At 70.6% G+C, this 22,104-nt stretch carries 23 protein-coding genes; 11 read left to right on the top strand and 12 right to left on the bottom strand.

Annotation, left to right across the window (positions count from 1 at the left end; translation table 11 throughout):
• From CLV54_RS09420 to CLV54_RS09395, 6 genes are all read right to left on the bottom strand, one after another.
• Positions 1–1,470, bottom strand: a complete 1,470-nt coding sequence (locus CLV54_RS09420; RefSeq protein WP_100344713.1) for an NtaA/DmoA family FMN-dependent monooxygenase — start codon at positions 1,468–1,470, stop codon at positions 1–3.
• A gap of 121 nt (positions 1,471–1,591) precedes the next feature.
• A complete protein-coding gene (gene msuE, locus CLV54_RS09415) occupies positions 1,592–2,218 on the bottom strand; it encodes an FMN reductase (RefSeq protein ID WP_100344712.1) in 627 nt (208 codons plus the stop codon).
• Positions 2,219–2,309: 91 nt separating this feature from the next.
• Positions 2,310–3,134 (bottom strand): aldo/keto reductase, encoded by an 825-nt coding sequence (locus CLV54_RS09410; protein ID WP_100344711.1) that lies wholly within the window; start codon positions 3,132–3,134, stop codon positions 2,310–2,312.
• 275 nt (positions 3,135–3,409) lie between these two features.
• The gene (locus CLV54_RS09405; protein WP_100344710.1) at positions 3,410–3,673 is read right to left on the bottom strand and encodes a hypothetical protein; all 264 of its coding nucleotides are present in this window, start codon (positions 3,671–3,673) and stop codon (positions 3,410–3,412) included.
• 232 nt (positions 3,674–3,905) lie between these two features.
• The gene (locus CLV54_RS09400; RefSeq protein WP_100344709.1) at positions 3,906–4,325 is read right to left on the bottom strand and encodes a hypothetical protein; all 420 of its coding nucleotides are present in this window, start codon (positions 4,323–4,325) and stop codon (positions 3,906–3,908) included.
• Between the two features lie 181 nt (positions 4,326–4,506).
• Entirely contained in the window at positions 4,507–6,192 is a 1,686-nt protein-coding gene (locus CLV54_RS09395) for a CYTH and CHAD domain-containing protein (protein ID WP_100344708.1), read from the bottom strand.
• A 120-nt stretch (positions 6,193–6,312) separates the two neighbouring features.
• On the opposite strand from CLV54_RS09395, the gene CLV54_RS09390 reads away from it, so the two are divergent.
• Both CLV54_RS09390 and CLV54_RS09385 read left to right on the top strand, forming a co-directional pair.
• The gene (locus tag CLV54_RS09390) at positions 6,313–7,212 is read left to right on the top strand and encodes a DNA/RNA non-specific endonuclease (RefSeq protein WP_100344707.1); all 900 of its coding nucleotides are present in this window, start codon (positions 6,313–6,315) and stop codon (positions 7,210–7,212) included.
• 33 nt (positions 7,213–7,245) lie between these two features.
• Positions 7,246–7,503 (top strand): hypothetical protein, encoded by a 258-nt coding sequence (locus tag CLV54_RS09385; RefSeq protein WP_157802896.1) that lies wholly within the window; start codon positions 7,246–7,248, stop codon positions 7,501–7,503.
• Positions 7,504–7,530: 27 nt separating this feature from the next.
• Here CLV54_RS09385 and CLV54_RS09380 read toward each other — a convergent pair whose 3' ends face one another.
• Both CLV54_RS09380 and CLV54_RS09375 read right to left on the bottom strand, forming a co-directional pair.
• The gene (locus CLV54_RS09380) at positions 7,531–9,102 is read right to left on the bottom strand and encodes a transporter (RefSeq protein ID WP_100344705.1); all 1,572 of its coding nucleotides are present in this window, start codon (positions 9,100–9,102) and stop codon (positions 7,531–7,533) included.
• Positions 9,084–9,917, bottom strand: a complete 834-nt coding sequence (locus CLV54_RS09375) for an ABC transporter ATP-binding protein (RefSeq protein WP_425430274.1) — start codon at positions 9,915–9,917, stop codon at positions 9,084–9,086. The genes CLV54_RS09380 and CLV54_RS09375 overlap by 19 nt, the downstream gene beginning before the upstream one ends.
• 287 nt (positions 9,918–10,204) lie before the next feature.
• Here CLV54_RS09375 and CLV54_RS09370 point away from each other — a divergent pair, with 287 nt between their 5' ends.
• From CLV54_RS09370 to CLV54_RS09355, 4 genes are read left to right on the top strand one after another with little or no spacing between them, the layout of a single operon-like run.
• Complete coding sequence (locus tag CLV54_RS09370) at positions 10,205–10,870, top strand: hypothetical protein (RefSeq protein ID WP_100344703.1); 666 nt, start codon at positions 10,205–10,207, stop codon at positions 10,868–10,870.
• Between the two features lie 6 nt (positions 10,871–10,876).
• The gene (locus CLV54_RS09365; RefSeq protein WP_100344702.1) at positions 10,877–11,173 is read left to right on the top strand and encodes a transcriptional regulator; all 297 of its coding nucleotides are present in this window, start codon (positions 10,877–10,879) and stop codon (positions 11,171–11,173) included.
• On the top strand, positions 11,170–12,147 hold the full coding sequence (locus CLV54_RS09360; protein ID WP_100344701.1) for an ABC transporter ATP-binding protein: 978 nt from the start codon (positions 11,170–11,172) through the stop codon (positions 12,145–12,147). The genes CLV54_RS09365 and CLV54_RS09360 overlap by 4 nt, the downstream gene beginning before the upstream one ends.
• Positions 12,147–12,899, top strand: coding sequence for an ABC transporter permease (locus CLV54_RS09355; RefSeq protein ID WP_100344700.1), 753 nt, complete (start codon positions 12,147–12,149; stop codon positions 12,897–12,899). The genes CLV54_RS09360 and CLV54_RS09355 overlap by 1 nt, the downstream gene beginning before the upstream one ends.
• Before the next feature lie 128 nt (positions 12,900–13,027).
• Here CLV54_RS09355 and CLV54_RS09350 read toward each other — a convergent pair whose 3' ends face one another.
• Positions 13,028–14,083, bottom strand: a complete 1,056-nt coding sequence (locus CLV54_RS09350; protein ID WP_100344699.1) for a DUF6177 family protein — start codon at positions 14,081–14,083, stop codon at positions 13,028–13,030.
• Positions 14,084–14,179: 96 nt separating this feature from the next.
• Here CLV54_RS09350 and CLV54_RS09345 point away from each other — a divergent pair, with 96 nt between their 5' ends.
• The 3 genes from CLV54_RS09345 to CLV54_RS09335 are packed head-to-tail and all read left to right on the top strand — an operon-like array spanning position 14,180 to position 17,551.
• The gene (locus CLV54_RS09345; RefSeq protein WP_100344698.1) at positions 14,180–14,518 is read left to right on the top strand and encodes a DUF6507 family protein; all 339 of its coding nucleotides are present in this window, start codon (positions 14,180–14,182) and stop codon (positions 14,516–14,518) included.
• Positions 14,518–17,106: a hypothetical protein gene (locus CLV54_RS09340; protein WP_100344697.1), complete on the top strand. Its 2,589-nt coding sequence runs from the start codon at positions 14,518–14,520 to the stop codon at positions 17,104–17,106. Before CLV54_RS09345 ends, CLV54_RS09340 begins: the two co-directional genes overlap by 1 nt.
• On the top strand, positions 17,096–17,551 hold the full coding sequence (locus CLV54_RS09335) for a hypothetical protein (RefSeq protein ID WP_100344696.1): 456 nt from the start codon (positions 17,096–17,098) through the stop codon (positions 17,549–17,551). Before CLV54_RS09340 ends, CLV54_RS09335 begins: the two co-directional genes overlap by 11 nt.
• Before the next feature lie 24 nt (positions 17,552–17,575).
• Here CLV54_RS09335 and CLV54_RS09330 read toward each other — a convergent pair whose 3' ends face one another.
• Positions 17,576–18,469, bottom strand: coding sequence for a hypothetical protein (locus tag CLV54_RS09330; RefSeq protein ID WP_157802895.1), 894 nt, complete (start codon positions 18,467–18,469; stop codon positions 17,576–17,578).
• Positions 18,470–18,619: 150 nt separating this feature from the next.
• Between CLV54_RS09330 and CLV54_RS09325 the strand changes: the two genes are divergently transcribed.
• Together CLV54_RS09325 and CLV54_RS09320 are read left to right on the top strand one after the other, a co-directional pair.
• Positions 18,620–19,180, top strand: coding sequence for a bifunctional (p)ppGpp synthetase/guanosine-3',5'-bis(diphosphate) 3'-pyrophosphohydrolase (locus CLV54_RS09325; RefSeq protein WP_157802894.1), 561 nt, complete (start codon positions 18,620–18,622; stop codon positions 19,178–19,180).
• Between the two features lie 312 nt (positions 19,181–19,492).
• A complete protein-coding gene (locus tag CLV54_RS09320; protein ID WP_100344694.1) occupies positions 19,493–20,107 on the top strand; it encodes a PadR family transcriptional regulator in 615 nt (204 codons plus the stop codon).
• Positions 20,108–20,265: 158 nt separating this feature from the next.
• Here CLV54_RS09320 and CLV54_RS09315 read toward each other — a convergent pair whose 3' ends face one another.
• The gene (locus tag CLV54_RS09315; protein WP_100344693.1) at positions 20,266–21,474 is read right to left on the bottom strand and encodes an Acg family FMN-binding oxidoreductase; all 1,209 of its coding nucleotides are present in this window, start codon (positions 21,472–21,474) and stop codon (positions 20,266–20,268) included.
• Positions 21,474–22,082, bottom strand: coding sequence for a DUF805 domain-containing protein (locus tag CLV54_RS17920; protein ID WP_245861549.1), 609 nt, complete (start codon positions 22,080–22,082; stop codon positions 21,474–21,476). The genes CLV54_RS09315 and CLV54_RS17920 overlap by 1 nt, the downstream gene beginning before the upstream one ends.
• Between the last annotated feature and the right edge of the window lie 22 nt (positions 22,083–22,104).

Below are 22,104 nucleotides of genomic sequence, written 5' to 3'. Positions count from 1 at the left end.
TCATGAGGTCCTCAGGTAGTAGGCGTCGAAGGCGGCGGCGGATGACGGGGCCTGCGCCGCAGCCGCCACGCCGGCGGCCGCGGTGGTGTGCCGGTTCGGCGGCACGGGCAGCCCCAGGTGATCGCGCAGGGTGCGCCCCTCGTACTCGTCGCGGAAGAGCCCACGACGCACCAGCTCGGGCACGACGAGGGTCGTGAAGGCCTCGAACTGCTCGGTCAGGAAGGCCGAGAGCACGTTGAAGCCGTCGACGGCCCCCGCCCGGAACCACTCCTCGAGCGAGTCGGCGACCTGCACGGCGTCGCCCACGATCATGGGCCCGGGGATCGCATTGGTCGCAACGAGGTGCCGGAAGGTCACGGGGCGCTCCCCGCCGACTCGGCGACCGGTGCGGGTCTCGACGAGGGCGACGAGCCGCTGGCCGGCCTCGCCGAACTTCTCGACGAGCCGGGCCGGCACCGCGGCGTCGAGCTCGTGCGGGCCGAGAGCCACCCCGATCACCTGGGAGAGCGAGCGCAGCGAACGGTTCGGAGGCAGCGAGTGGCCGGTGGGCGGATGAGCGGATGCCGCACCCGGCCCCTCGTCGAGCGGCAGCAGGGCGATGAGCGTGTCGACGATCCGCCACGCCTCCTCGGTCGTCTCGGCGACGACGGGCAGGATCGGCGTGATGACCTTCACCGAGTCTGCAGGCCGCCCCGCCGCGACGACCTGGTGCCGCAGCGCGGAACGGAAGGCGACCGTGTCGCCGAGCGTCGGCAGGGCGACGAGCGCGAGATCGCCCTGTGTGCTCACGAGCTGCCGCGACCGCACCGCCGTGCCCGCGTGCACGATCGGCACGTGCCCCTGCACGGGGCGCTCGACGTTGAGCGGGCCTGTCGTCTGCACGTGCTCGCCCACGAACTCGGCCGGGTAGAGCTTCGTGGCGTCGAGGAGGCGGCCCGCCGCCGCGTCGCCGAGGTAGGCGCCCTCGCCCCAGCTGTCCCAGAGCAGGCGCAGCGCCTCGACGAACTCGGCTGCGCGGTCGAAGCCGTTGTCGGAACCCGTGCGGCCCGTGCGGCCGAAGTTGCCGGCCGCTCGCGGCTCGAGTCCGGTCACGAGGTTGAGGCCCGCGCGACCGCCGCTCAGCAGGTCGATCGACGCTGTCGTGCGGGCGACCGCGTAGGCGTCGGAGTAGCTCGTGTTGACCGTGGCGATGAGACCGATCCTGCGGGTCAGCCCCGCGAGGTACGCGACGGCGCTCAGCGGGTCGATCCGGGCGAGCAGATACGGGTCGCTGAACTCGAAGTCCGCGCCCGTGGCGAGCCAGTCGCCGAAGAACAGGTAGTCGAGCTTGGCCGCCTCGGCCAGTCGCGCCGTGCGACGCAGCACCGCGGCATCCTGCCGGGGGTTCTTGTGCGCCCCGGGATGACGCCACCCCGACGGATACGCACCGAGGGACCGGTACATCGCACCCAGGATGATGTGCTCGCTCATAACAGCACGCTAGGCGAGTGCCGGCGGAGCGTCCCGTTCGTTACGGCCGGCGCTTCACACAGCGAAACCGGGCGTAACCTTGGCCGTTCGAGCTTGACGGAACAGATGCCGGGGCCCTCGGTCAGCGGCTCTGGACCTGCTGGCCCTGCAGGTACCGGGCGATCGAGTCGGCCTCGGCGACGTTGCTGCGGATGAGCGGGATCGCCCGCGCGACGGCGAGGTCGATGCGCTCCTGCAGGTCGAGGCTCGTCACCCTGTAGTCGGTGAAGTCGGAGTCGTTCGCGTAGACGCCGATCGGCAGGGTCAGCGCCTGGAAGAAGCCGAACAGGGGCCGGAACTGGTGCTCGATGATGAGCGCGTGACGATCGCTGCCGCCCGTCGCGGCGAGCAGCACGGGGGTGTCGACCAGGGCGTACTGGCCCACGAAGTCGAAGAGGTGCTTGAACAGCCCCGTGAACGACGCCCGGTAGACGGGGCTCGCGACGATGAGCAGGTCGGCCGACTCGATGCGCTGCAGCTCGGCTTCGACGGATGCCGGCAGCCTGTCCCTGCGCAGCGTTCCCGCGAACTCGGGGCCGATGTCGGTGATCTCGATGAGGTGCGCGTCGATCTCGAGCTCACGGCCGAAGGAGGCGAGGATCTCTGCGACGAGCGCGGTGGTCTTCGACGGCTCGTGGAGGCTGCCCGAGACGGCGACGACACTCAGCGGACGGGACGGGTTCGACCCCGGTGCGATTGGCTGCGACATGACTCGACGCTACGTCCGCACCCCGTGCGACCGCCAGCCGCGCCGACACACGGCGTAAGAAACGGATGCCCGGGAGTGACGGTCGCCGAGCTCAGCTGTCGAGCGGGTGCCCGCCGTTGCGGCCGTCTTCGCCGCGGTCGAGCCCGGCGATCGTCTGGAGCTCGGGAGCCGAGAGCTCGAAGTCGAAGAGGTCGAAGTTCTGAGCCATCCGGTCGCGGTCGTTCGACTTGGGGATGACGATGTTGCCGATCTGCAGGTGCCAGCGCAGGATCGTCTGCGGCACCGTCTTGCCGTGCTCGGCGGCGATCGCCTCGAGCTCGGGCGAGGAGTTGATGCGCCCCTGGCCGAGTGGGCCCCACGCCTCCGTCGCGATGCCGTGCTCGGCGTGGAAGGCGCGCAGCTCTGCCTGCTGGAAGTCGACGTGCAGCTCCACCTGGTTGACGGCGGGCACGATCTCGGTGTGGGCGAGCAGTTCTTCGAGGTGCGGGATCATGAAGTTCGAGACGCCGATCGCCTTCGCGCGACCCGACTCGTAGATCTTCTGCAGCGACTCCCAGGCCGTGACGTAGGTTCCCTTCGCGGGGCTCGGCCAGTGGATGAGGTAGAGGTCGACGTAGTCGACGCCCAGGCGCCCGAGGCTCTTCTGGAAGGCCTCTTCTGCGTTCGCCTGGTCGGCGTTCCAGAGCTTCGTGGTGATGAAGAGCTCCTCGCGCGCGATGCCCGACTTCGCGATGGCGTGGCCGACGCCCTCCTCGTTGCGGTAGATCGCGGCCGTGTCGAGGTGCCGGTAGCCGACCTCCAGTGCGTTGCGCACGATACGGCCGGTCTTGTCGGGGTCGACCTTGAAGACGCCGAAACCCAGCTGCGGGATGTCGATGCCGTTGTTGAGCGTCAGAGGCGGAACGTTGTTCGTCATGACGCCCAGCCTAGCCAGCCGTGCAGACGTTCGGCAGTGGCTGCGCGGGGCGACGGCGGGACGACAGCGGGGCAACAGCGGGACGGCGGAAGCGGGGCGGGGGTACGGGCACCACGAACCCGGAGACCCGTCAGAGCCGTGTCGAGAAGGTGCTCGCCGCTCTCCTGGGCGGCTGAGCCCGAGCCTGCGCAGTCTCACTCACCGCGGGGCCTCACCTGTCGTGGGGCCTCACCTGTCGTGGGCCTCACCTGCCGTGGGCCTCACCTGCCGTGGCCTCACTTGCCGTGCGAGGCGAGGATCTGGTCGAGGTCGATGCTCTTCACCAGGCTGTCCCAGTCGAGGTCGCGCGCCTTCGCGGCGGCCGCGGACCCCTCGGCCACCACACGACCGTTCCGCAGCACGGTGACGCCGTCGGGCACGAGGCCGTTCAGCTCGGCGAGCACGGCATCGTTGACCGCCTCCATGTTGAAGTCGGCGCCGTAGGCGACATACGTCTCGGCCGGCACCGTGTAGTCGATCGTCGTGATCTCCGTGGTCATCCTCGCGCCTCTCAGCTCAGGTCGTCGTCTCAGGTCGTCAGCTCAGGTCGTCATCCCAGGTCTCCGTCCCGGGGTCTCCACCCGGGGTCGTCACCTCAGAACCTGCTCCGAGCCTATGCCCGTTGCCGCCCGCCGCGCCCGGGACGCTGCTCGTATCGACGAATCCCGGCATCTCATCACCCCGTCATCGCAGCCGGCATCCCGTCATCGCAGCCGGCATCCCGCGGCCGGCTCACGCGTACTCCTCGGGCGCGAGCAGCCGCACGCCGGAGCGGTGACTCAGGAGCTGAGCGCGCACCGCGACGCCCTCCGCCTCGCACGCCTCGGCGAGCGCGTGCGCCCAGACGCGGTCGACCGGGGTGGGGTCGGGCCCGTAGGGTCGCTCCCAGACGAAGATCACCCGCGCCGCACCCGCTGCTTCGAGCACCTCGCCGATCCGGCTCGCGAAGAGTTCGGCACGGCCTCCTGCGGGGCTGCTCGGGTAGTCGTCCATGGGCATGATCAAGGGCAGCTGCCTGTCTTCCCCGTCGAGGAAGAGCATCCACAACTGCCGGCGGATGGCGCGGCCGATGAGCTCGGCGACGCGCGCCTCGAGCTCGGTGTCGTCTGCGATCGGTCGTTCGAGTAGCTCCTCGGAGCGTGCTATGTCCATGTCTCGATCGTCGTGGAACCGCATCCGCCCGCCCGTCCCGCCCGCCCGATCGGTGGACAACCCGCCCCTCTGCTGCCCTGTGCAGGACGCGCCCAGGCCTCACCAGCTCGGTCGCGAGTCGCGCCATATCGTCCCAAACCGCGCGGGATGCAACGATGTGACGCGACTCGCGCACCCACGCTCAGGAGTCGAGCAGCTTCGCCAGTTCCCGCACGGCACCGCGCGCCTCCCCGAGCGACTCCGCCGCGCTCGCCGTCGCCGCGGCGTAAAGCAGCCCGTAGGCGAACGCCGGCTCCGAAGCCGCCTCGGAGCGCCGGGCCTCGATGAGCACGCTCTCGGCCAGCAGAGTGTCGTCGCGGTGGCCGCCGAGGGCGTCCTGCACAGCCTCGGCGGCGTCGGCCGTGCGACGGTACTTCTTACCGAAATGGTCGGGCGCGACATCCAGTGCGACCTCGATCGCGTAGCGCAACCGTCGAGCCGACTTGCGCAGCTCGTGCAGGGTCGCCGGGTCTGCCGCCTCGAAGGCGGCGATCGTGAGCGGTGAGCTGAGGGCCTGGATGCGCCGTTCCACCCGCCGAGCGCTGCGATGGATGTCGCGGCGGAACTCCCCCGTCACCGGCCGACGGGCCCGCCGGCTCAACGGCGGCGCCGCGACCACGGCGTCGAGCGCGTCGAGCAGACGGAAGTAGTAGTCGGCCGAGAGCGCGCCGCGCAGGCGCTCGTGCGCGGCGTCGTGGGCATCGCCCGCGACCACGCGGTGCTGCGCCGGGTCGTCGACGAGCTCCCCGGGCGCGGCGCCGATGATCGTGCGGGCGCGATCCGCCCGCACCTCGAGGTCTCGCACATCGCCGAGCGTCGCCCCGAGAACCCGAAGCCGGTGGCGCAGCTCGATGACGGTGTCGTCGTCGAAGAGCTTCCGGTAGCTCGCGAGCAGGCTGCGCAGCCGTCGCACGACGGTGCGCATGGCGTGCACGGCGTCCTCGTCGTCGCGGCGCGCGGCCGGGTCGGCGGCGACGAGCGCGTCGACGAGCCCCGAGAAGGCCGTCATGATCGCGGCGCCGGCCGAGCCGGGGGCGAGCTCGGGCGGCAGCTGCACATCCGCTCGGCCGCGCGTTCCGTGCGAGGTGCCATGAGACCCGTGCCCGCCATGAGACCCGTGCGACCCGTGCCCGCCGTGCGACCCGTGCGACGACCCCATCACCGCCGACTCCGACCCCGCGCTCGACGACGCGTCGAGGCTACCCAGCCCGAGCGCCCTCGCGAGCTTCGCCGGGCTCGGGGAGGGCGTCGCCCCCGCCGAGCGCAGCCGCTTCTCGATAGCGTCGAGCAGCACCCGGCCGTCGAGCTGCGGATCGTCGTCGTCCGGATGCGTGGCGGTGACGAGCTCCGCCTCCCACTCGCGCCAGCTGCGCACGATCCCGGCCCGGACATCGGTGGCGGTCACGAGATCGTCGGCGATCTCGGCGACATCCACTCCGTCGACGGCGAGCCGGATGACGGTGCGCTCGGTCTCGATGCGGGCGAGCGGGCTCAGCTCGCGATCGCGCACGTGCACCCGCACCGTGTCGAGCACCTCCTCGGGGATCCCGGCATCCGCGGCGGTGAGCGGCCAGTGGGTCTCGAGGCGGTGCCCGGCCTCGCTCGACTTGGTGTGCCAGCCCTCGTCGTAGCCGCCCTCGCGCCGCCTCAGCACGATCAGGTGCCGCCCGAGTCGTCCGTCGTCGGTGTCGTAGTAGACGGCGGTGAGGCGGGCGGCCGGATGCCGCGTCTCGACGACCCCGTCGAGCACACCGTCGAGCGGCGGCACCTCGGAGCCCTCCTGCACCTCGTACTTGCGTTCGATTTCGACTTGCACGGTTGCGGCCATCGTCCATGTCTACTCGCACCTGCTGAGAACTGCGACGGGTTGCGCGGGCACGCCGCCCGTCCTCCTGCTGTTCAGCTGCCGGTCGTGGTGTTTGTCGGAGGCCCTTGCCAGACTCGATTCATGACGGATTCGAGCGCGACCACCGGCCCCACGGGCTACTCCGACGCCTTCCTTCCCGTGCGGGTGCCGTTGCCCGCGCCGCACGACGCCACCGCGGTGCGCGAGCTCGCGTACACGCATTTCACCGTGCTGCTCGACACCGATCGCCGCCTCGCCCGCGCCACGGCCGTCAACATCGACGGCGGGGCGCTTCTCGACGTGGGCCGCGGCGACGACTGGCATCTCGATCCGCGGGTGCCGGCCGATCAGCAGACCGGCCCCGAGGTCTACGCCCGCAACGACCTCGACCGCGGGCACCTCGTGCGACGCCGCGATCCTGTCTGGGGCTCAGCGACCGTCGCCGGGCGCGCGAACGTCGACACCTTCTCGTACACGAACGCGGCGCCCCAGGCGGCCGGGTTCAACCAGTCGAAGGAGCTCTGGCTCGGCCTCGAGGACTACATCCTGAACACGGCGCAGGCGAGCGGCGAGCGGCTGAGCGTCTTCACGGGGCCCGTGCTCGCCGACGACGACCAGGAGTACCGCGGCGTGCAGCTGCCGCGTCTGTTCTGGAAGGTCGCCGCGTGGGTCACGACGGAGGGCGCGGCCGACGCCACGACCGGCTCGACGACCGACACCGCGCAGGATGCCGCACCCGCCCTCGCCGCGACCGCCTACGTGCTCGACCAGACGCCCCAGCTCGGGCAGATCGATCTCGAGCAGGCCGTCGCCGCCCGTCCCGACGTTCCGCTGCTCGGCCCGTACCGCACCTTCCAGGTTCCCGTCGCCGACGTGGCGTCGCTGAGCGGTCTCGACCTGGGGCCGCTGCCCACCGCCGACCGCTTCAGCGTCGCGCGGGCGCTCACCGCCGGAGCGCGCGGCTGGCTCGAGCTCGACGCACTCGCCGACATCCAGCTGTAACACCCGTCCTGTTATCCACAGATCCCGGACGAGGTGCACGCACGTCTCGAAGAACGAGCCGCGCAGGCCCGGATGTCGTTGTCCGACTACCTCGCGCACGAGCTCACTCGTCTCATCCGGTACCAGAACAACGCCGAGATCCTCGAGACCCTTCGAGCACGGGGAACGCTGTCCGTGAGCAACGCCCGGGAGACGCTCGAGATCTTCCGTGCGATGCGCATCGAGCGGCACGAGGCCGACCGCCTGCTCGCGCGAGAGGCGGCCAGCTGGTGCGACGTCGTACCCGTGTGACGGCGGGCTCGCGTCATCCGACCGCCTCTAACGCGCCTTCTTGAGCTGGCTGAGCAGGTCGGGGCCGCGCGCGTCGAGGTCACGGCCGCCGATGCGGATGCCGAGCACGAGGAAGAGCGCACCGAGCACGATCCCCACGAGGAGCGTGGCCCAGCCCCAGAGGAGGTCGCCGGTCGCGAAGGCCACGATGCCGATCACGAGCTCGGGCAGCACGAGCAGGATCATGATGCCCCACGTCGCGAAGGTCGCGAGCGCCGTGCCGAAACCCGAGCCGGGCGGCGACTTGAAGGGGTTGTCACCGGGCTCGGGAACGGGCACGGTGATCCTCGCCGAGGTCACGCTCGAGAGCCCGAAGCCCGAGAGCAGCACGCCGATCGAGATGCCCAGGATGGCGGGCAGGAACGTCCAGCTGTCGGTGATCGCGAGAGACACGATCACGACGATGAGCGTGAGCGGAACGGCGAAGACCGCGAGGGCGAGCACCCGGCCGGTGCGGTCGGCGGCACCGCGGAGCCCGGCGGACAGATGCGTCGAGAAGGCCGTGCCGTCGTAGGAGATGTCGGAGTAGATCGAGAAGGCGAGGAAGAAGGCGACGAGCGGACCCGAGGCGTTGAGCAGGCCCGCGTTGCCCGTGTTGACGGTGTAGAAGCCCAGGAGGACGGGCAGGAGCGGCACGATGATGAGCTGCCGCGAATGCCGAGGATCCCGCAGCCAGTAGGTGAGCGAGCGTGCCGCGACGGCGCCGGTCGGGGTTCCCGGGAACAGGTTGAAGAAGCCGAGCTTGCCGCGAGCGCGGGTCTTCGAGGAGTCCCGGGCCGGGCTGATGAGCGCCTGGCCGAGCGCCCAGCGCCAGATGACCCACAGCACGACGATCGTGGCGAGCGCGATGGCGAGCCGCGCGAGCGCTCCCCCGACGCTGCCCTCTGCGACGGCCGACGGCACGGCCCAGATCGCGCCCAGCGGCGACCACGACAGGCCTTCGGCGAAGCTCGGCAGGGCGCCGGCCGCGTCGCGCAGCCCGCTGGTCACGAAGAGGATGATCGGCCCGAGCAGGATGAGCGGGATGAAGATGAGCAGGCCGCTCGCCTCGCGGAACCGGCGGTTCGAGGTCAGGCCAGCGCTCAGGGCGTTGATCATGCGCGAGGCGACGACCGCGATGACGACCCCGACGATGCCGCACAGCGCCGCCACGATCGCGATGAGCGGCTGCTGCCACCAGGTTCCCGCGGTCGCGATGGAGGCGATGAGCGAGAGGATGCCGGGGATCCCGAGCATCCCGGCCACCGCGAGCCCCACGACGAGCCGGTTGAGCGGGATCGGGAAGGTCACGAGCCTCGAGGGGTCGAGCGTCTGGTCGATGCCCGTGGTGAGCAGGGGGATGATCACCCAGCCGAGGATGAGCGCCGAGCCCGCCAGGATCACGACCGTGCGGGAGATCTCGGCCGGGGCTCCGCTGAGGGCGATGAGCCCCACGACGATGAGCGCGACGACCCCGAGGCCGTACAGCGCGCCGATGACGAAGCCGACGAGCTGCCAGACGCTGCGGGCGAGCGAGTTCTTGAGTACGAGGAAGCGGAGGGCTAGGAGATGCGCAACCATTCCGGCCCCTCCGCGTGGTGGCGTCCGCCGACGAGCTCGACGAAACGGTCTTCGAGAGTGGACCCGCCGCGCACCTCGTCGACGGTGCCCGCTGCGAGCACACGTCCGGCGGCGATGACGGCGACGTGGTCGCACATCCTCTGCACGAGGTCCATCGCGTGGCTCGACACGATGACCGTGCCGCCCGAGCCGACATAGCTCTTCAGGATGTCGCGGATGTTCGCCGCCGAGACGGGGTCGACGGACTCGAACGGCTCGTCGAGCACGAGCACCTTGGGCGCGTGCACCATGGCGCAGGCGAGGGCGATCTTCTTGGTCATGCCCGCGGAGTAGTCGACGACGAGCGTTCCGCCCGCGCTCTCGAGGTCGAGGAGCGCGAGGAGGTCGGAGACGCGCTCGTCGACGGTCGCACGATCCATGCCGGTGAGGAGCCCCGAGTAGGTGACGAGCTGCTCGCCGGTGAGCCGGTCGAACAGCCGCACGCCGTCGGAGAGCACGCCGACGAGGCGTTTCGCCTCGACGAGGTTCTGCCAGACGTCCACGCCGTGGAGCCAGATCTGGCCGGCGTCGGGCCGCAGGAGCCCGGTGGCCATCGAGAGGGTCGTGGTCTTGCCTGCGCCGTTGGGGCCGACGAGTCCGTAGAACGAGCCGGTGGGCACGTCGAGGTCGATCCCGCCGACGGCGACCTTGTCGCCGAAGCGCTTGACGAGGCCGCGGATCGCGAGCGCCGCGGCACCCTGTGCGGCAGCGGGGCTCACCGTGCTCGCGGGGCTCGGCACGACGGGCGTGCTCTGCCCGTCCGACGGGCTCTGCACCCCCGATGGGTTCTGTGGTGCGGATTCAACCGGTTCGGTCTCGGGCATCGGTACCTGCCTTACGAATCGTGGTGGATGTCGGGTGGCATCTCGTCATTCGAATCCGAGCGTCTCTGCCCGCAGCGCCCACCCGCTCCGTGCCACCCTACCCGACCGTTCCGGCGGTGGCAGGCCCGTGAACCGGGAATCGCCTCTGCGACCCCGCGGAAGCTCCTCGGCAGGCGCGCAACTCCGACAATTCAGCAAACCTCTTGACCTCGCAGAGTACTTTGCGTTACAAAGTACATATGAACCACACCACGGAACCCGAGGGCGACGACCCGTTCGATGCGGCTCTCCCCGCCGATGCCGCCGCCACGCTGTCCCTTCTGCAGGAGCAGCAGCGCAAGGTCGATCGCGCCAGCCTCGCGCCCATCCCCTGGCTCTACGCGATCTGGGGGGTCGCCTGGCTCGTCGGCTTCATCCTGCTCTGGTCGTCGTGGCCCGACGGCAACCCCTGGTTCCAGGTCGACGGCGTGATCGCGGGCTGGGTCTTCGCGGTGCTCACGGTCGGATCGATCGTGGCCTCCGCCGTGCTCGGCTCCCGCGTCAACCGCGGTGTGCGCGGGGCGTCCGAGTTCCAGGGCATCGTCTACGGCGTCTCGTGGTCGGTGTGCGGCGTCGCCTTCGCTTTCGTCGGCGTCGGGCTCATCTACAACGGCATGAGCGACGAGCTCGCCTCCGTCTACTTCCCCTCGGCCTATGCGCTTATGGTCGGAACCCTCTACATCGCGGGCGCGGCGCTCTGGCGCAGCATCAGCCAGCTCGTGGTCGGCGTCGTGCTGCTCGCCGTCGGCGCGGTCTCACCCTTCGCCGGTCAGCCCGGCAACAACCTCGTGATGTCCCTCGCCGGCGGCGGAGCCTTCCTCGTCGCCGCGATCGTCATGGCCCTGCAACTGCGGAAGACGCGGTGACCGGCGATGGACGAGCTCGACCCCGTCATCCACACCGCCGCCCGGCTGCGGATCACCGCGACCCTCGCCGCGATCGCCTCCGGTGACCGGATGTCGTTCCCCCGGCTGCAGGAGCTGCTCGACATGACCGCGGGCAACCTGTCCACCCACGTGCGCAAGCTCGAGGATGCCGGCTACGTCACCGTCACGAAGACCCACCAGGGGCGCACCCCTGTCACCTACCTCGAGTTGAGCAAGACCGGCCGCCGCGCCTTCGAGGACTACACCGAGACCCTCCGAAGCGTTCTAGGAGAACTGCCATGACCCTCGCCGGCACGACGACGAGCACAGCCCCGAGCACATCCGCGAGCCTCGCCACCCTCGACCACGTCACCCGCCGCTACGGCTCCGTGACCGCGCTCGACGACGTGAGCCTCACGATCGAGCCGGGCACGATCCTCGGCCTGCTCGGGCCCAACGGCGCGGGCAAGACCACGCTCATCTCGCTGCTGCAGGGGCTGCGGCGGGCGACATCCGGTCGTGTGGAGCTCTTCGGCGGCAACCCCGCCGATCCGCGCAGCCGCCAGGGGCTCGGCAGCACACCGCAGGAGACGGCCCTGCCTCCGACGCTGCGCACGAGCGAGGTCATCGACTTCGTGGGCGCCCACTTCGAGCGGCGGGTGCCGACGGCGGAGCTCGCCGAGGAGTTCGGGCTCGAGACCCTGCTCAAGCGTCAGACCGGCTCGCTCTCGGGCGGCCAGAAACGGCGGCTGAGCGTTGCCCTCGCCTTCGTGGGCAATCCGCGCCTCGTGCTCCTCGACGAGCCGACCACGGGCCTCGACGTCGACGCCCGCCGCACACTCTGGAACGCGCTGCGGCGCCAGCACGAGCGCGGCGCGACCGTCGTCGTGACGAGCCACTATCTCGAGGAGATCGAAGCGCTCGCCGAGCGCGTCGTCGTGATGGGCAACGGCCGGGTGCTCGCCGACGACTCCCTGCCGGCCGTGCTCGGCCGGGTGGGTCAGCGCCTCGTGCGGCTCGAGTCCCCGCAGATCGACCGGATCGCCGAGCTCGACGGCGTCGTGCGCCGCGAGGCCGGGGAGGACGGCAGCGAGACCCTCGTCGTGCAGGACTCCGACGACTTCATCACGCGCCTCGTGCACGCGGGCCTGCCGTTCCGCGGCCTCTCGGTGCGCGGGGCGACCCTCGAGGAGGCCTTCCTCTCGCTCACCGAGCCCCACGGGTCCGCAGCGCCCGACGCGAGCGCAGCGCCCGACACGAACAAGGAGACCGTCTGATGTCCGCCCTGTCCCTCACCTACGTGCACGCGAAGTACAACCTCATCGAGACCGCGCGCGTGCCGATCGCGATCATCGGAAGCCTCGTGTTCCCCGCGCTCGCGCTGCTCTTCTTCGTCGTGCCGCAGCGCGCGGTCGCCGACGACCCGCTCGCGGCGACCCAGGCGGTCATCTCGCTGAGCGTCTTCGCGATCATGACCAACTCGCTCTTCAGCTTCGGTCTCACGATCGCCGAGAACCGCGAGAAGGCCTGGGACCCGTACCTGCGCACCCTCCCGGCGCCGGCGATCTCGCGAGTGCTCGCGCACGTGTTCTCGACGGGTCTGCTGGGGCTCGCGTCGATCCTGCCGATCGTCGTGATCGGCGGGCTGTTCACCGCGGCGGAGGCCGACGGATGGCGCGTGCTCGCCGGCATCCTCGCCCTCGCCGTCTCGGCGCTGCCCTTTATGTTCATCGGCATCTGCATCGGCTACTCGATGCCGTCGAAGGCCGCGATCGCCGTGGTTCAGGTCGTGATGTTCGGCCTCGCCTTCGGCGGCGGCCTCTTCCTGCCGCCGTTCCTCTTCGCCGACTGGCTCGACACGCTCTCGATGTTCCTGCCGTCGCGCGAGGCCCGCGAGTTCGTGATCTGGGCCGTGCAGGGCGGGACGATCGAGCCCTGGGTGTGGGGCGGCCTGCTGGCCTGGACCGCCGTGTTCCTCGCGCTCGCTCTCGTGCTGTTCCGTCGCGACGAGGGCCGCCGCTACCGCTGAGCGACTGCTTGTGGCAACCCAAATGCAGGAGTGCCGGCGCATCCGTCACAGTTCAGCGCCCGAATCGGCCTTCCATCGTCAGAACTCCTGCATTCGGTCAGAACTCCTGCACGTGGGATGGCACAGGATCAGTTCCAGCGGATGCCGGTGGCCTCCGTGAGGCGGTCGAAGCCCACCGCCTCGAGCACCCGCCCCAGCTCCGTCCATTCGGGCACGTCGCGGGCGGCGAGCGGGACCGCGACCGCCGGCAGGCGCCCCCGGCCCGTGCGGATGGCCCCGAAGCGCTCGACGAGGCGGCCGACGTCGATCTGCAACTGCTTGACCGCGGGCGCCCCGATGAGCAGCGCGATCGGCTCGGCCGGAGGCTGGAGCACGGGCGAGGTCGCGAGGTCGGCCCGGCCCTGGCGGGCGAGGGTGATCGCGAAGAGCGTCAGCCGGGTGGCCGCGAGCTCGGCGAGCGCCGCCGCGAAACCCGTCACGCGGTCGCGGGTCTGCTGCGCTCCCACTGGGCCCGCGCCCGTGACGAGCGTCGTCACCTCCTCGACCCCGTTCGAGGTGCGGCGGGCCGTGATGGTTCCGGCGAGCGGGTCGGACGAGGAGCCTTCGACGACGAGCGTGGTCTGCCGCGGCATCCGTCGCCGTGCGAACTCGGTGAGGCGTGCGGGATCCCAGGCGGCGATCGCGGGCTCGTGCGGCCCCCAGCCGACCGGCACGACGCCCGCCGCTGCGGCCAGGTGCTCGAGGTCGCGACCGAGCACGACGCTCTCGCCGGCGCGATGCCGGGTCGAGGCCGTGGTGATGAGCTGCACGACCTGCGGCCGTTCGCCGACCAGGAAGTCGGTGGAGATCTCGAAGGCGTTGCGCGGCGGGCCCAGCTCGAGCGCGGCGGGATAGGAGCCGACGAGCCGCCCGGTGCGGCCGTTGTAGAGACCGTGCCGACCGCGCACGAGCCAGACGCCGCGCGACTCGTCGATCGTCGCGCGCACGGTCTCGCCGAGCACGGTCGTCGGCGGGGTCTCGAGGATGACCCGGGCGCCCGTGACCGCCGTGCGCGTCCACAGATCGGCGAACCACGTGGTCAGGTGCACGATCGGGGCCTCGGAGCGCACGACCACCCAGCCGTCGCCGTACTCCGAGACGGCGGGATGCCGCTCCCCGGTCGGCACCGTCAGACCCTCGTCCACCGGACTCCTTTCGACCTGCCCTCCCCCGAACCGCTACCCTAGCTTGGGGGACAGAGCAGGGCGTGCCAGGATTGGTGACAGGAGGGAGTCGGATCCGTGCAGTGGCAGCTTCACCCTGAGGGTATCAAGACCGTGCTCGATCGCACGCGCTCGGCGGCCATCCCCGTCGTGACCGCCTTCGACGGCCTGTCGGACTCCCTCGACCCCGCGATCACCGGCTCCCAGTCATCCGCCATCGCCTCGGCCGTCGTCGAGTTCTTCGAGGCGCAGTCGCCCGTTCTGCAGTCCATCACCGACCGCATCTCGGCCGGCGTCTACGGCGCGTCCGCGGCGACCGCGGCCTACGAGCAGGGCGACCAGGAGATGGCCGCGACCCTCATGCAGGCGACGTCGGCGGTCATGGCCGACTCGCCGACGTTCGAGGAGGAGCGGTAGTGGTGCGGCCGATCTCCGCGGAGGACATCCCCGGAGCGGACTTCGACCTCGGCGCGATCACGAGCGGCGCGAGCGATCTGCGCCGTCGCGCCTCCCTCGTCGAAGACGGCGCGAACGACACCGCGCGCGAGTGGAGCGGGCTGAGCCTCGTCTATCAGGCCCCCGAGTCGTCGCAGCTGCTCGACGTCATGACCCCGGTCGTCTCGACGGCGGCCCTCGTACGCGACAATCTGCACACCGTCGCCTCGGCGCTCGACCGCTACGTGGCCGAGATGGAGCCCATCGTCGCCGAGCTCCGCAGCCTGCGCCGGCGCGCTGCCTCCCTCACCCGCACGGTCGACGACTTCGAGCCCGGTCTCGTGCAGTCGGTGTTCTTCGTGCCGGTCTGGGGCGAGACCTGGGATCAGGATCGTGTGCTCGTGAGCGAGAACAACTCGATCCGCTCGGGCGTCACCGAGGCCGTGCTCTCCTGGCAGTCGGCCGAGCGCACGTGCGCGAACGCGATCCGCGCGAGCTACGGCGCCAAGCCCCTGCACGCCGGCTGGTCCGACGACGACCCGCTCGGCTACGGCTACGGCGAGATCCCCGACGACGCGGAGATGCCCTGGGGCGCCCCCGTCGATCAGAGCGAGTCCTGTGCGACGAAAGGCCTGCTCTTCGGCCCGCACTTCGTCTGGGACGGCGTGGTCATGGGGCTCGGGGTGGGAACCTGGTCGGGCGTCACCTCGCTCTTCGGCTGGGACGGCGTGTCGTGGCCGCCGCCCACGATCGGCCTCATCAACGACATCGCGAGCGTCGGCACCGAGCGGGGCTGGGACGGCACCTGGCCGCCGCCCTCGCTCGAGAAGATGGGCGAGACGGCGGGCGCCGCCTGGTCGGGGCTCGGCTGGCTGGCCGCCGGGCTGCTCGTGCCTCCGGGCCTGAGCATGGGGCTCGCCGCCCTCGACGACGCGACCGACGCGGGCGTGCTCGACCTCGATCGGTGGGGGCTCGGCTTCCTCGACGACGACGTCGACACCCCGTTCGGCACCGTCAATCCCTTCGACGCGGTCACCGACTTCAACGACAAGGCGCGCGGCTCCAACGTGCAGCTCGTCATGGGGCTCATCGGGGCGGGCGACTGGCTCAACGACGACAACTCGGAGGGCTGGCAGTTCTTCGCCGACGGCGGCTTCATCCCCTTCACGGACGACGACCGCGCGAACGTGCTCAAATTCGGCGAAGACGTCTTCACGGGCCAGCCGTGGGCCGAGAACCCCGGCGGATCGATCGGCACGGGCGTCGCGAACATCGGCTCCTTCTTCATCCCGGGCGCCGGTGCGCTCAAGTTCCTGAAGGGAGAGGGCCTGGGCCTCGACGCCACACGCTTCCTCGACGACGCGCTGCCGCCCATGCCGCACCCCGATCTTCCCTCCTTCCGTCCCGGCGAGGGCATGCCCGGGCTCGACGATCTGCCGAAGGGCCCGGACGACTTCCTCACCCCCGGACACGGAACCGATCCCGGCACACCCCATGTCTCCACACCCCACGACCCCGGCACGCCCCACGTCTCCACGCCCCACGATCCCGGCACGCCCCACGATCCCGGCACGCCCCACGCGTCCACGCCCCACGACCCCGGCACACCTCACGCGTCCACGCCCCACGATCCCGGCACGCCCCACGCGTCTACGCCCCACGAGTCGGCACCCCACGATTCCGGGCCCACCGAGACGAGGCCCGGCGACACGACACCCGACCACGGCACGCCCGACCACGCACCCGGCCACGACACGCCCGGAGACCACGCACCCGGTGAGGGAACCCCGGGAGACGCGCCCGGCGACACGACACCCGGCCAGCCCGGCCATCCCGCCGACCCCGCGCAACCGGGCGTCGTGCACACCGAAGACGGCGGCACCCACACGGTCAGCGGCTCGCACGCCCAGATCGAGGCGCAGCCCTCCGTGGCGCAGAGCATCCTCGACAAGGCCGCGGAGCAGGGCATCAGCCCCGAGCAGGTGCGCGACTGGGCGTCGACCCCGGCCGATCAGCTCTCGCCCGCCGACGCCCAGGCGCTCTACGATCTGCGCCACGGTGTTCCCGGCCCCGACGCCGACACGGTCTTCCAGAAGGTGCTCAGCCCCGACATCGCCGAGAGGATGCTCGGCAACGACACCGCGGGAGGCTTCGCACCCGACACGGTGCGCGGCTCGGCCACGGTCGCGTCCGACACGGCCGGCCTCACGACGCCGAAGGACATCTTCGACGGCCTGCGCCTCGACTACCAGGGCACGCCCTTCTCCGCGGCGGACGACTCCGTCTACACCCTCCGCGGCCGGCTGGAAGAGGGCGCGACCGTGCGGATCCCCGACGAGAACCTCTCCGAGGCCGCGGGGCTGTCGCACGGCGCCCCCGACGCCTATCCGGCCCCGTTCACGGGAACGGGCTTCACGTCGAGCACCACGGGCGACCTCGTTCCGGAGTACAGCATCAGCGGCGGCATCCGCCCGGGCTCGGAGATCTGGCGCCTCGACGCAGACGGCACCGAAGAGCTCGTGGCCGTTCTCAGCGATGCTCGTGAATGGGTGTCGGTCGTTGTCCCCTGATGCGCCCGAGAAAGCGGATGCGCCCGAGGGCACGGAGGCGCTGACACCCCCCGGAACCTATGCCGTCTGGGAAGGCGAGGAGTACCCCGCTCGCGGAGTGACCGCGACGACCGTCGTGCTCACGAAGCCCGGGGCGGGCGACCCGCCCCCGGGCTTCGAACGCTCCGTCACGCCGGGCATCGCAGGAACGAGGATCGTGCCCCGCGACTCCCTCGACCGCCTCTACACCGTGACCGCGACCGGCCGGTGGCGGGGTGAGCCGTTCGACATCCTGGGCTCCGACGGCTCGTCGGCCTGGTCGAGCTATACCGGTCGCGACGTCGAGTGGGCACTCCGCCAACCCGAGCTGCAGCGCACCGACCTCGGCACCTTCCAGGGCCTGCTCCCCGTGCACGAGCTCACCGGCATCCACGAGGTCGTGACAGAGCTCGCCGTCGTTCGCTGAACGCGCGGTTCTCCCGGCCGCAGGCTATGCCGTGGTCAGCTCCGCGGCCCGGATGTCGCCAAGCTGATCGATCGGCACGCTCGCCTCGTACACGCCCGCGTCGACCTTCTCGAGCCCGAGCGCCTCGGCCTCGAACGCGTCGCGGCCCAGGAAGAACAGCCGCGCCCAGAGCCCGTCGTCCTGACGCCAGCGATGCGTGACGAGGAAGGGCGCCCCCCGCCAGACGGCCGTCAGGCGCACGCCGTGCGGCTCGGTGAGCTCGATCGCGGCGACCGTGCGCGACCAGACGCCACGAGGGCCGAGCGTCATGCCCGAGCCGGGGATCTCGGTGAAGGAGGCGACGACCGCGGCGCCATCGGGAAGGGTGTCGACGAGACAGCTGGAGCCGCGCCAGCTGCCGAAGCCGCCGAGCACGTCGGAGGGCAGGCTGTGGGTCTGCCCGGTCATGGCGACGACGGGCGACCAGCCGGCCGAGACATCCGTGTAGACGGCCAGGAGCTCCTCGCGCCCGTCGGAGTGGACGCGCCAGATCTCGGCGCCGGCGGGCAGGCGCGCGGCATCCAGCCACCAGAGCGGAACGAGGTGGTCGGGGGTCGCGGCGAACCCCGTTCCCGTGAACGGCGGATGATCGACGAGGAGACCGCCGGTGCGCTCGCGCCCCTCGGCGCTGTTCGCCCCCGTCGCCTCCAGGAGCCTCGCGAACGGCGGCGTCTCGAAGCGCAGCACCTCGATCGACGGCGCGCCGGGGTGGAAGGGCGTGCCCGGGAAGCCGAGGCCGTGCGCCTCGATGAGCGTCGCGGGGGTGGTCGCCCACGCGACATCCGCGGCCACGACCGTGTAGCCGGCGACCTGATCGACGCCGAGACCGAGGTAGCCGCGCACTCTCGCCGGGGTGAGCGCTCGCTGGAGAATGGTCATCCTGAACGCAACCGCCTTCACTTCTCGCACCGCGCGTGCCGGGTGGACGCATTCCAAACTACCGTCAGCGACCGGCGAACGGGCCGTTACCGCGGCCCCGCGGCATCCGCGGTCTCACACGCGCCGCCCGATCTGTGCTGGAATCGGATCATGGACACCGTGAGCGACGACACCGCGGGCGCAGGCGCTGCCCGCGACGACACTGTCGGCGACGACACTGCCCGCGACGACACTGTCGGCGACGACGACCTCGAGCGGGCGATCGCGATCGCCACCCGCTCGCACGAGGGTCAGCGCGACAAGTCGGGTGCGGCGTACATCGGTCACCCGCTGCGGGTGATGGCGGCCGTCGACGGGCACGACGCCAAGGTCGTCGCGGTTCTGCACGACGTCGTCGAAGACAGCGGCGTCTCTCTCGACGATCTGCGAGCCGAGGGCTTCTCCGAGACGATCGTGGCCGCCGTCGATGCCCTCACGAAACGCCCCGGCGAACCGCTCGAGGCCTCGATGGCCCGCGTGGTCGCCGACCCCCTCGCCGCACGTGTCAAGCTCGCGGATGTCGCGGACAACTCCGACGCGCAACGGCTCGCCGCGCTGCCGCCCGAGACCCGCGCCCGCCTTCTGGCGAAGTACCGCCGCACGCTGGAGCTGCTCACCGGCGCCGAGCAACCGGCCACGCAGCCAGCCGAGCAGGAGCCCGGGCAGCCGTAGGGGCTCGACGGGCGCGCACCCGTCGCCTACCCTCGTTCGAACGACCACGAACGAGGGGTCCAGCCATGCACACGATCGTCTGCATCCACGCCTCGCCGCGGATGGCGCAGGAGGACCTCGCCGACGAGGACGCGAACGCGGACTGACCGCGCTCGCGCCCGGGCGCATCCCGACTCTGAGCGCGCGCTGGGAGTTCCGGCGAGTGATTGACAAGCGATAGTTACCGATATATCTTTAGATTGTCGTTGAATACACACGACTGATCGTCGACTATCGACGACCGATAACTTTCACACTCGTAAGGACACCATCATGAACACGTCATTCGACAACTTCCCTCAGCCCGAACGCCACACCCGGCGGGGCCGCGACCTCGGTCGCCGCGGGCCCCACGGTCACGGGCGCGGCCAGGGCTTCGGCCCCGGTTTCGGCCCGGGCCACGGCTTCGGCGCCGGCTTCGAGCAGGGTTTCGGGCCCCGCGGGCGCCAGCGCGCGGGCCGCGGCGACATCCGTGCCGCCATCCTCTCCCTCCTCGCCGACGGGCCCTCGAACGGCTACGGCCTCATCAAGGCCATCGCCGAGAAGACCGCGGGCGCCTGGCGCCCGAGCCCCGGCTCGGTCTACCCGACGCTGCAGCAGCTCGTCGACGAGGAGCTCATCGTGACCGTCGGCGAAGGCCGCCGCGTCGAGTACACGCTCAGCGAGACGGGCGAGAGCTACGTCGCCGAGCACGCCGAAGAGCTCGCCCAGGCCTGGGAGGCCACGGCCGGGCGCTCCGCCGCGGCCACCGACCTCTTCGAGAGCATCGGCAAGCTCATGGGCGTGGTGCAGCAGTTCCGCTTCGCGGCGACCGACGAGCAGCGAGCCGCTGCGACCGAGAAGCTCGACGAGGCGCGGCGCGCGCTCTACCTGATCCTCGCCGACTGACCGGCACCCGCTTCACGACCATTCGTTCCCCGAAGGGCCCGACGCTTCCGAGCGCCGGGCCCTTCGGCATGCCCGCGTCAACCGGTCGCCTGCATCCCGCGCTACGCCGAGCACAGCTCCGCGACCGAGCGGAAGGGCCCGAGGATTTCGCCAGGGCTTCACGGTTCGCGTATGAGGGAATGGGCGTCGCGTCGCATGGTGGTGGGGTACTGGGTGGTCGGCGTGCCGATCCGCACGAGCATCTGGATCGTCTGTCCCGCGGGCGCATACTGCCGATGGATCGCGGCGTATGGAGCAGCCATGGTGGGGTACTCCTGCAGCACCTGGCTCAGTGGTTGCATCACAAGACCGAGCGTGCGCGCACGAAGCGAGAGAGCGGCGTAGAGGATGCCGGCCTGCACCTGCTCCGTGCGACTGTTGGCCGGCGTGCTGATCATGCCGTATGCGGGCGTATGCGCGACGGCCGCGGCGGTCATCGCGATCGCGTTCCTCGCTCCCGCCGCGTCGTCGTTGATCGAGGGGATGATGGCGAGGAGACCCTGCAGGAGGTATTTCATGAATCCGCTGGTTCCCTGCCCTTCGACCGCGAATCCGGAGCGTGCCGTGTTCTTCGCGCCCTCATTCCCGTAGAACAGGCGATCGCTTTCCTCGGTCGCCGCTGCGTACTCGGTTTCGATGACGGTGCCCTGCATACCGAGATCGCCGAAGGTCTTCACATCCTTCTGATCGGTGAAGATCTGCAACGCGGCGCCGGAATCAGCCGCCACGCCCTCCAGCGCGTCGATCTGGGATGCAGACAACGGCGTGTCTGCATAGGGTGCACGGTTGGTGTCGGAGAGGAACAGCGACGCATAGTCCGTGCTGCTCGCCGAGGGGTCTTGCGCGAGAGTGATCTTCGCGACCGGTAGAGCGCTCATCGACGCGGTGAGGTCGGCCTCGTCATAAGGGCCGTTCGGAAAGAGGGTGAAGTCGGCCGCGTATCCGAGATTCGCGGCTGACACCCGCAGGTACTCCAGGAAGGTGCCCTGCGACACCAGCGTCTGGCGGGCGAACGGGTCGACCGCGGGGGTGAGCCGCGTCGGGTCGGCGTACAGATACAGCACCCCGGCGTCGGCGGGGTCGAGAGTGATCGTCCAGGGTTGCATGTTGTGGCCGCTGGGAGCGAGCTCGGCCTGCGCGACGACCTTCATACGCGGGTCGCCGAACTGATCGGCATACGTTCTCGCCCACGGCTGCAGATAGTCGGCGGGCACGAAGATGCCGCCGATAGTGAGCACGGCGCCCAGGGAGATGAGCACGACGCCCATGACGGAGCCGACGACGATCATCGTGATCTTTCGACCGGTGCGGGCCTTCTTCGGGCTCATCAGTTCGCCCCCGCCGTCGCTGGAGCCGATGCGGCGGTCGGCGCATCCGCGATGAGCGGCCGAGACGGCTGAGCCAGCAGAACGATCACGACGACCGGACCGGCGACCGGCAGGAGCAGCCACAACAGATAGAGGGCAGAACGACCGCTGTCGCGGAGCCGGCGAACGGTGACCGCGATGGTCGGAACAAGAATGGCGATTCCGAATGCGCCGGACAAGCTCGCACCGAGATAGACGGTGCCCTGCGGTGTCACGATGTTCAACGAGTTCACGCTCAGGTGCGCGACGACCGAGAACAGAACGAACCACCAGAACTCGGGGCGACTCGAGACTCCGGTGAAATCATCGAACTGACGGAGCACGGAACGCACGGCCGCAAGCATTTTCATGAGGACTTCCCTCCGTGTCGGATGAGGATCACGACCATTCCACTGGGCTTCGGACGCTCGTGACAGTGCCGAAGGTCCCGCCTCGCCGGTTCTCCGGTGCGCGAGCGCGGCTCTGTTCGCGAGCGACGAGCCTCGAAGCACCGCGCCCGCGAACAAACCCGCGCTCGACGGGGTGCTCGCGGCGATCGCGCGAAAGGCGTACCCGGTGTTCCGGTGCACGACATGCGGATGCCGCCTGCTG

The organism is Compostimonas suwonensis, assembly GCF_002797855.1.
Taxonomy (GTDB): Bacteria; Actinomycetota; Actinomycetes; order Actinomycetales; family Microbacteriaceae; genus Compostimonas; species Compostimonas suwonensis.
This window is presented reverse-complemented; position numbering and strand designations above follow the sequence as displayed.

Excerpts from the sequence above, each read along its gene's own strand:
- CLV54_RS09420 (WP_100344713.1), bottom strand. The coding sequence starts at position 1,470 with ATGAGCGAGCACATCATCCTGGGTGCGATGTACCGGTCCCTCGGTGCG.
- msuE (WP_100344712.1), bottom strand. The coding sequence starts at position 2,218 with ATGTCGCAGCCAATCGCACCGGGGTCGAACCCGTCCCGTCCGCTGAGT.
- CLV54_RS09410 (WP_100344711.1), bottom strand. The coding sequence starts at position 3,134 with ATGACGAACAACGTTCCGCCTCTGACGCTCAACAACGGCATCGACATC.
- CLV54_RS09405 (WP_100344710.1), bottom strand. The coding sequence starts at position 3,673 with ATGACCACGGAGATCACGACGATCGACTACACGGTGCCGGCCGAGACG.
- CLV54_RS09400 (WP_100344709.1), bottom strand. The coding sequence starts at position 4,325 with ATGGACATAGCACGCTCCGAGGAGCTACTCGAACGACCGATCGCAGAC.
- CLV54_RS09395 (WP_100344708.1), bottom strand. The coding sequence starts at position 6,192 with ATGGCCGCAACCGTGCAAGTCGAAATCGAACGCAAGTACGAGGTGCAG.
- CLV54_RS09390 (WP_100344707.1), top strand. The coding sequence starts at position 6,313 with ATGACGGATTCGAGCGCGACCACCGGCCCCACGGGCTACTCCGACGCC.
- CLV54_RS09380 (WP_100344705.1), bottom strand. The coding sequence starts at position 9,102 with ATGGTTGCGCATCTCCTAGCCCTCCGCTTCCTCGTACTCAAGAACTCG.
- CLV54_RS09370 (WP_100344703.1), top strand. The coding sequence starts at position 10,205 with ATGAACCACACCACGGAACCCGAGGGCGACGACCCGTTCGATGCGGCT.
- CLV54_RS09365 (WP_100344702.1), top strand. The coding sequence starts at position 10,877 with ATGGACGAGCTCGACCCCGTCATCCACACCGCCGCCCGGCTGCGGATC.
- CLV54_RS09360 (WP_100344701.1), top strand. The coding sequence starts at position 11,170 with ATGACCCTCGCCGGCACGACGACGAGCACAGCCCCGAGCACATCCGCG.
- CLV54_RS09355 (WP_100344700.1), top strand. The coding sequence starts at position 12,147 with ATGTCCGCCCTGTCCCTCACCTACGTGCACGCGAAGTACAACCTCATC.
- CLV54_RS09330 (WP_157802895.1), bottom strand. The coding sequence starts at position 18,469 with ATGACCATTCTCCAGCGAGCGCTCACCCCGGCGAGAGTGCGCGGCTAC.
- CLV54_RS09325 (WP_157802894.1), top strand. The coding sequence starts at position 18,620 with ATGGACACCGTGAGCGACGACACCGCGGGCGCAGGCGCTGCCCGCGAC.
- CLV54_RS09320 (WP_100344694.1), top strand. The coding sequence starts at position 19,493 with ATGAACACGTCATTCGACAACTTCCCTCAGCCCGAACGCCACACCCGG.
- CLV54_RS09315 (WP_100344693.1), bottom strand. The coding sequence starts at position 21,474 with ATGAGCCCGAAGAAGGCCCGCACCGGTCGAAAGATCACGATGATCGTC.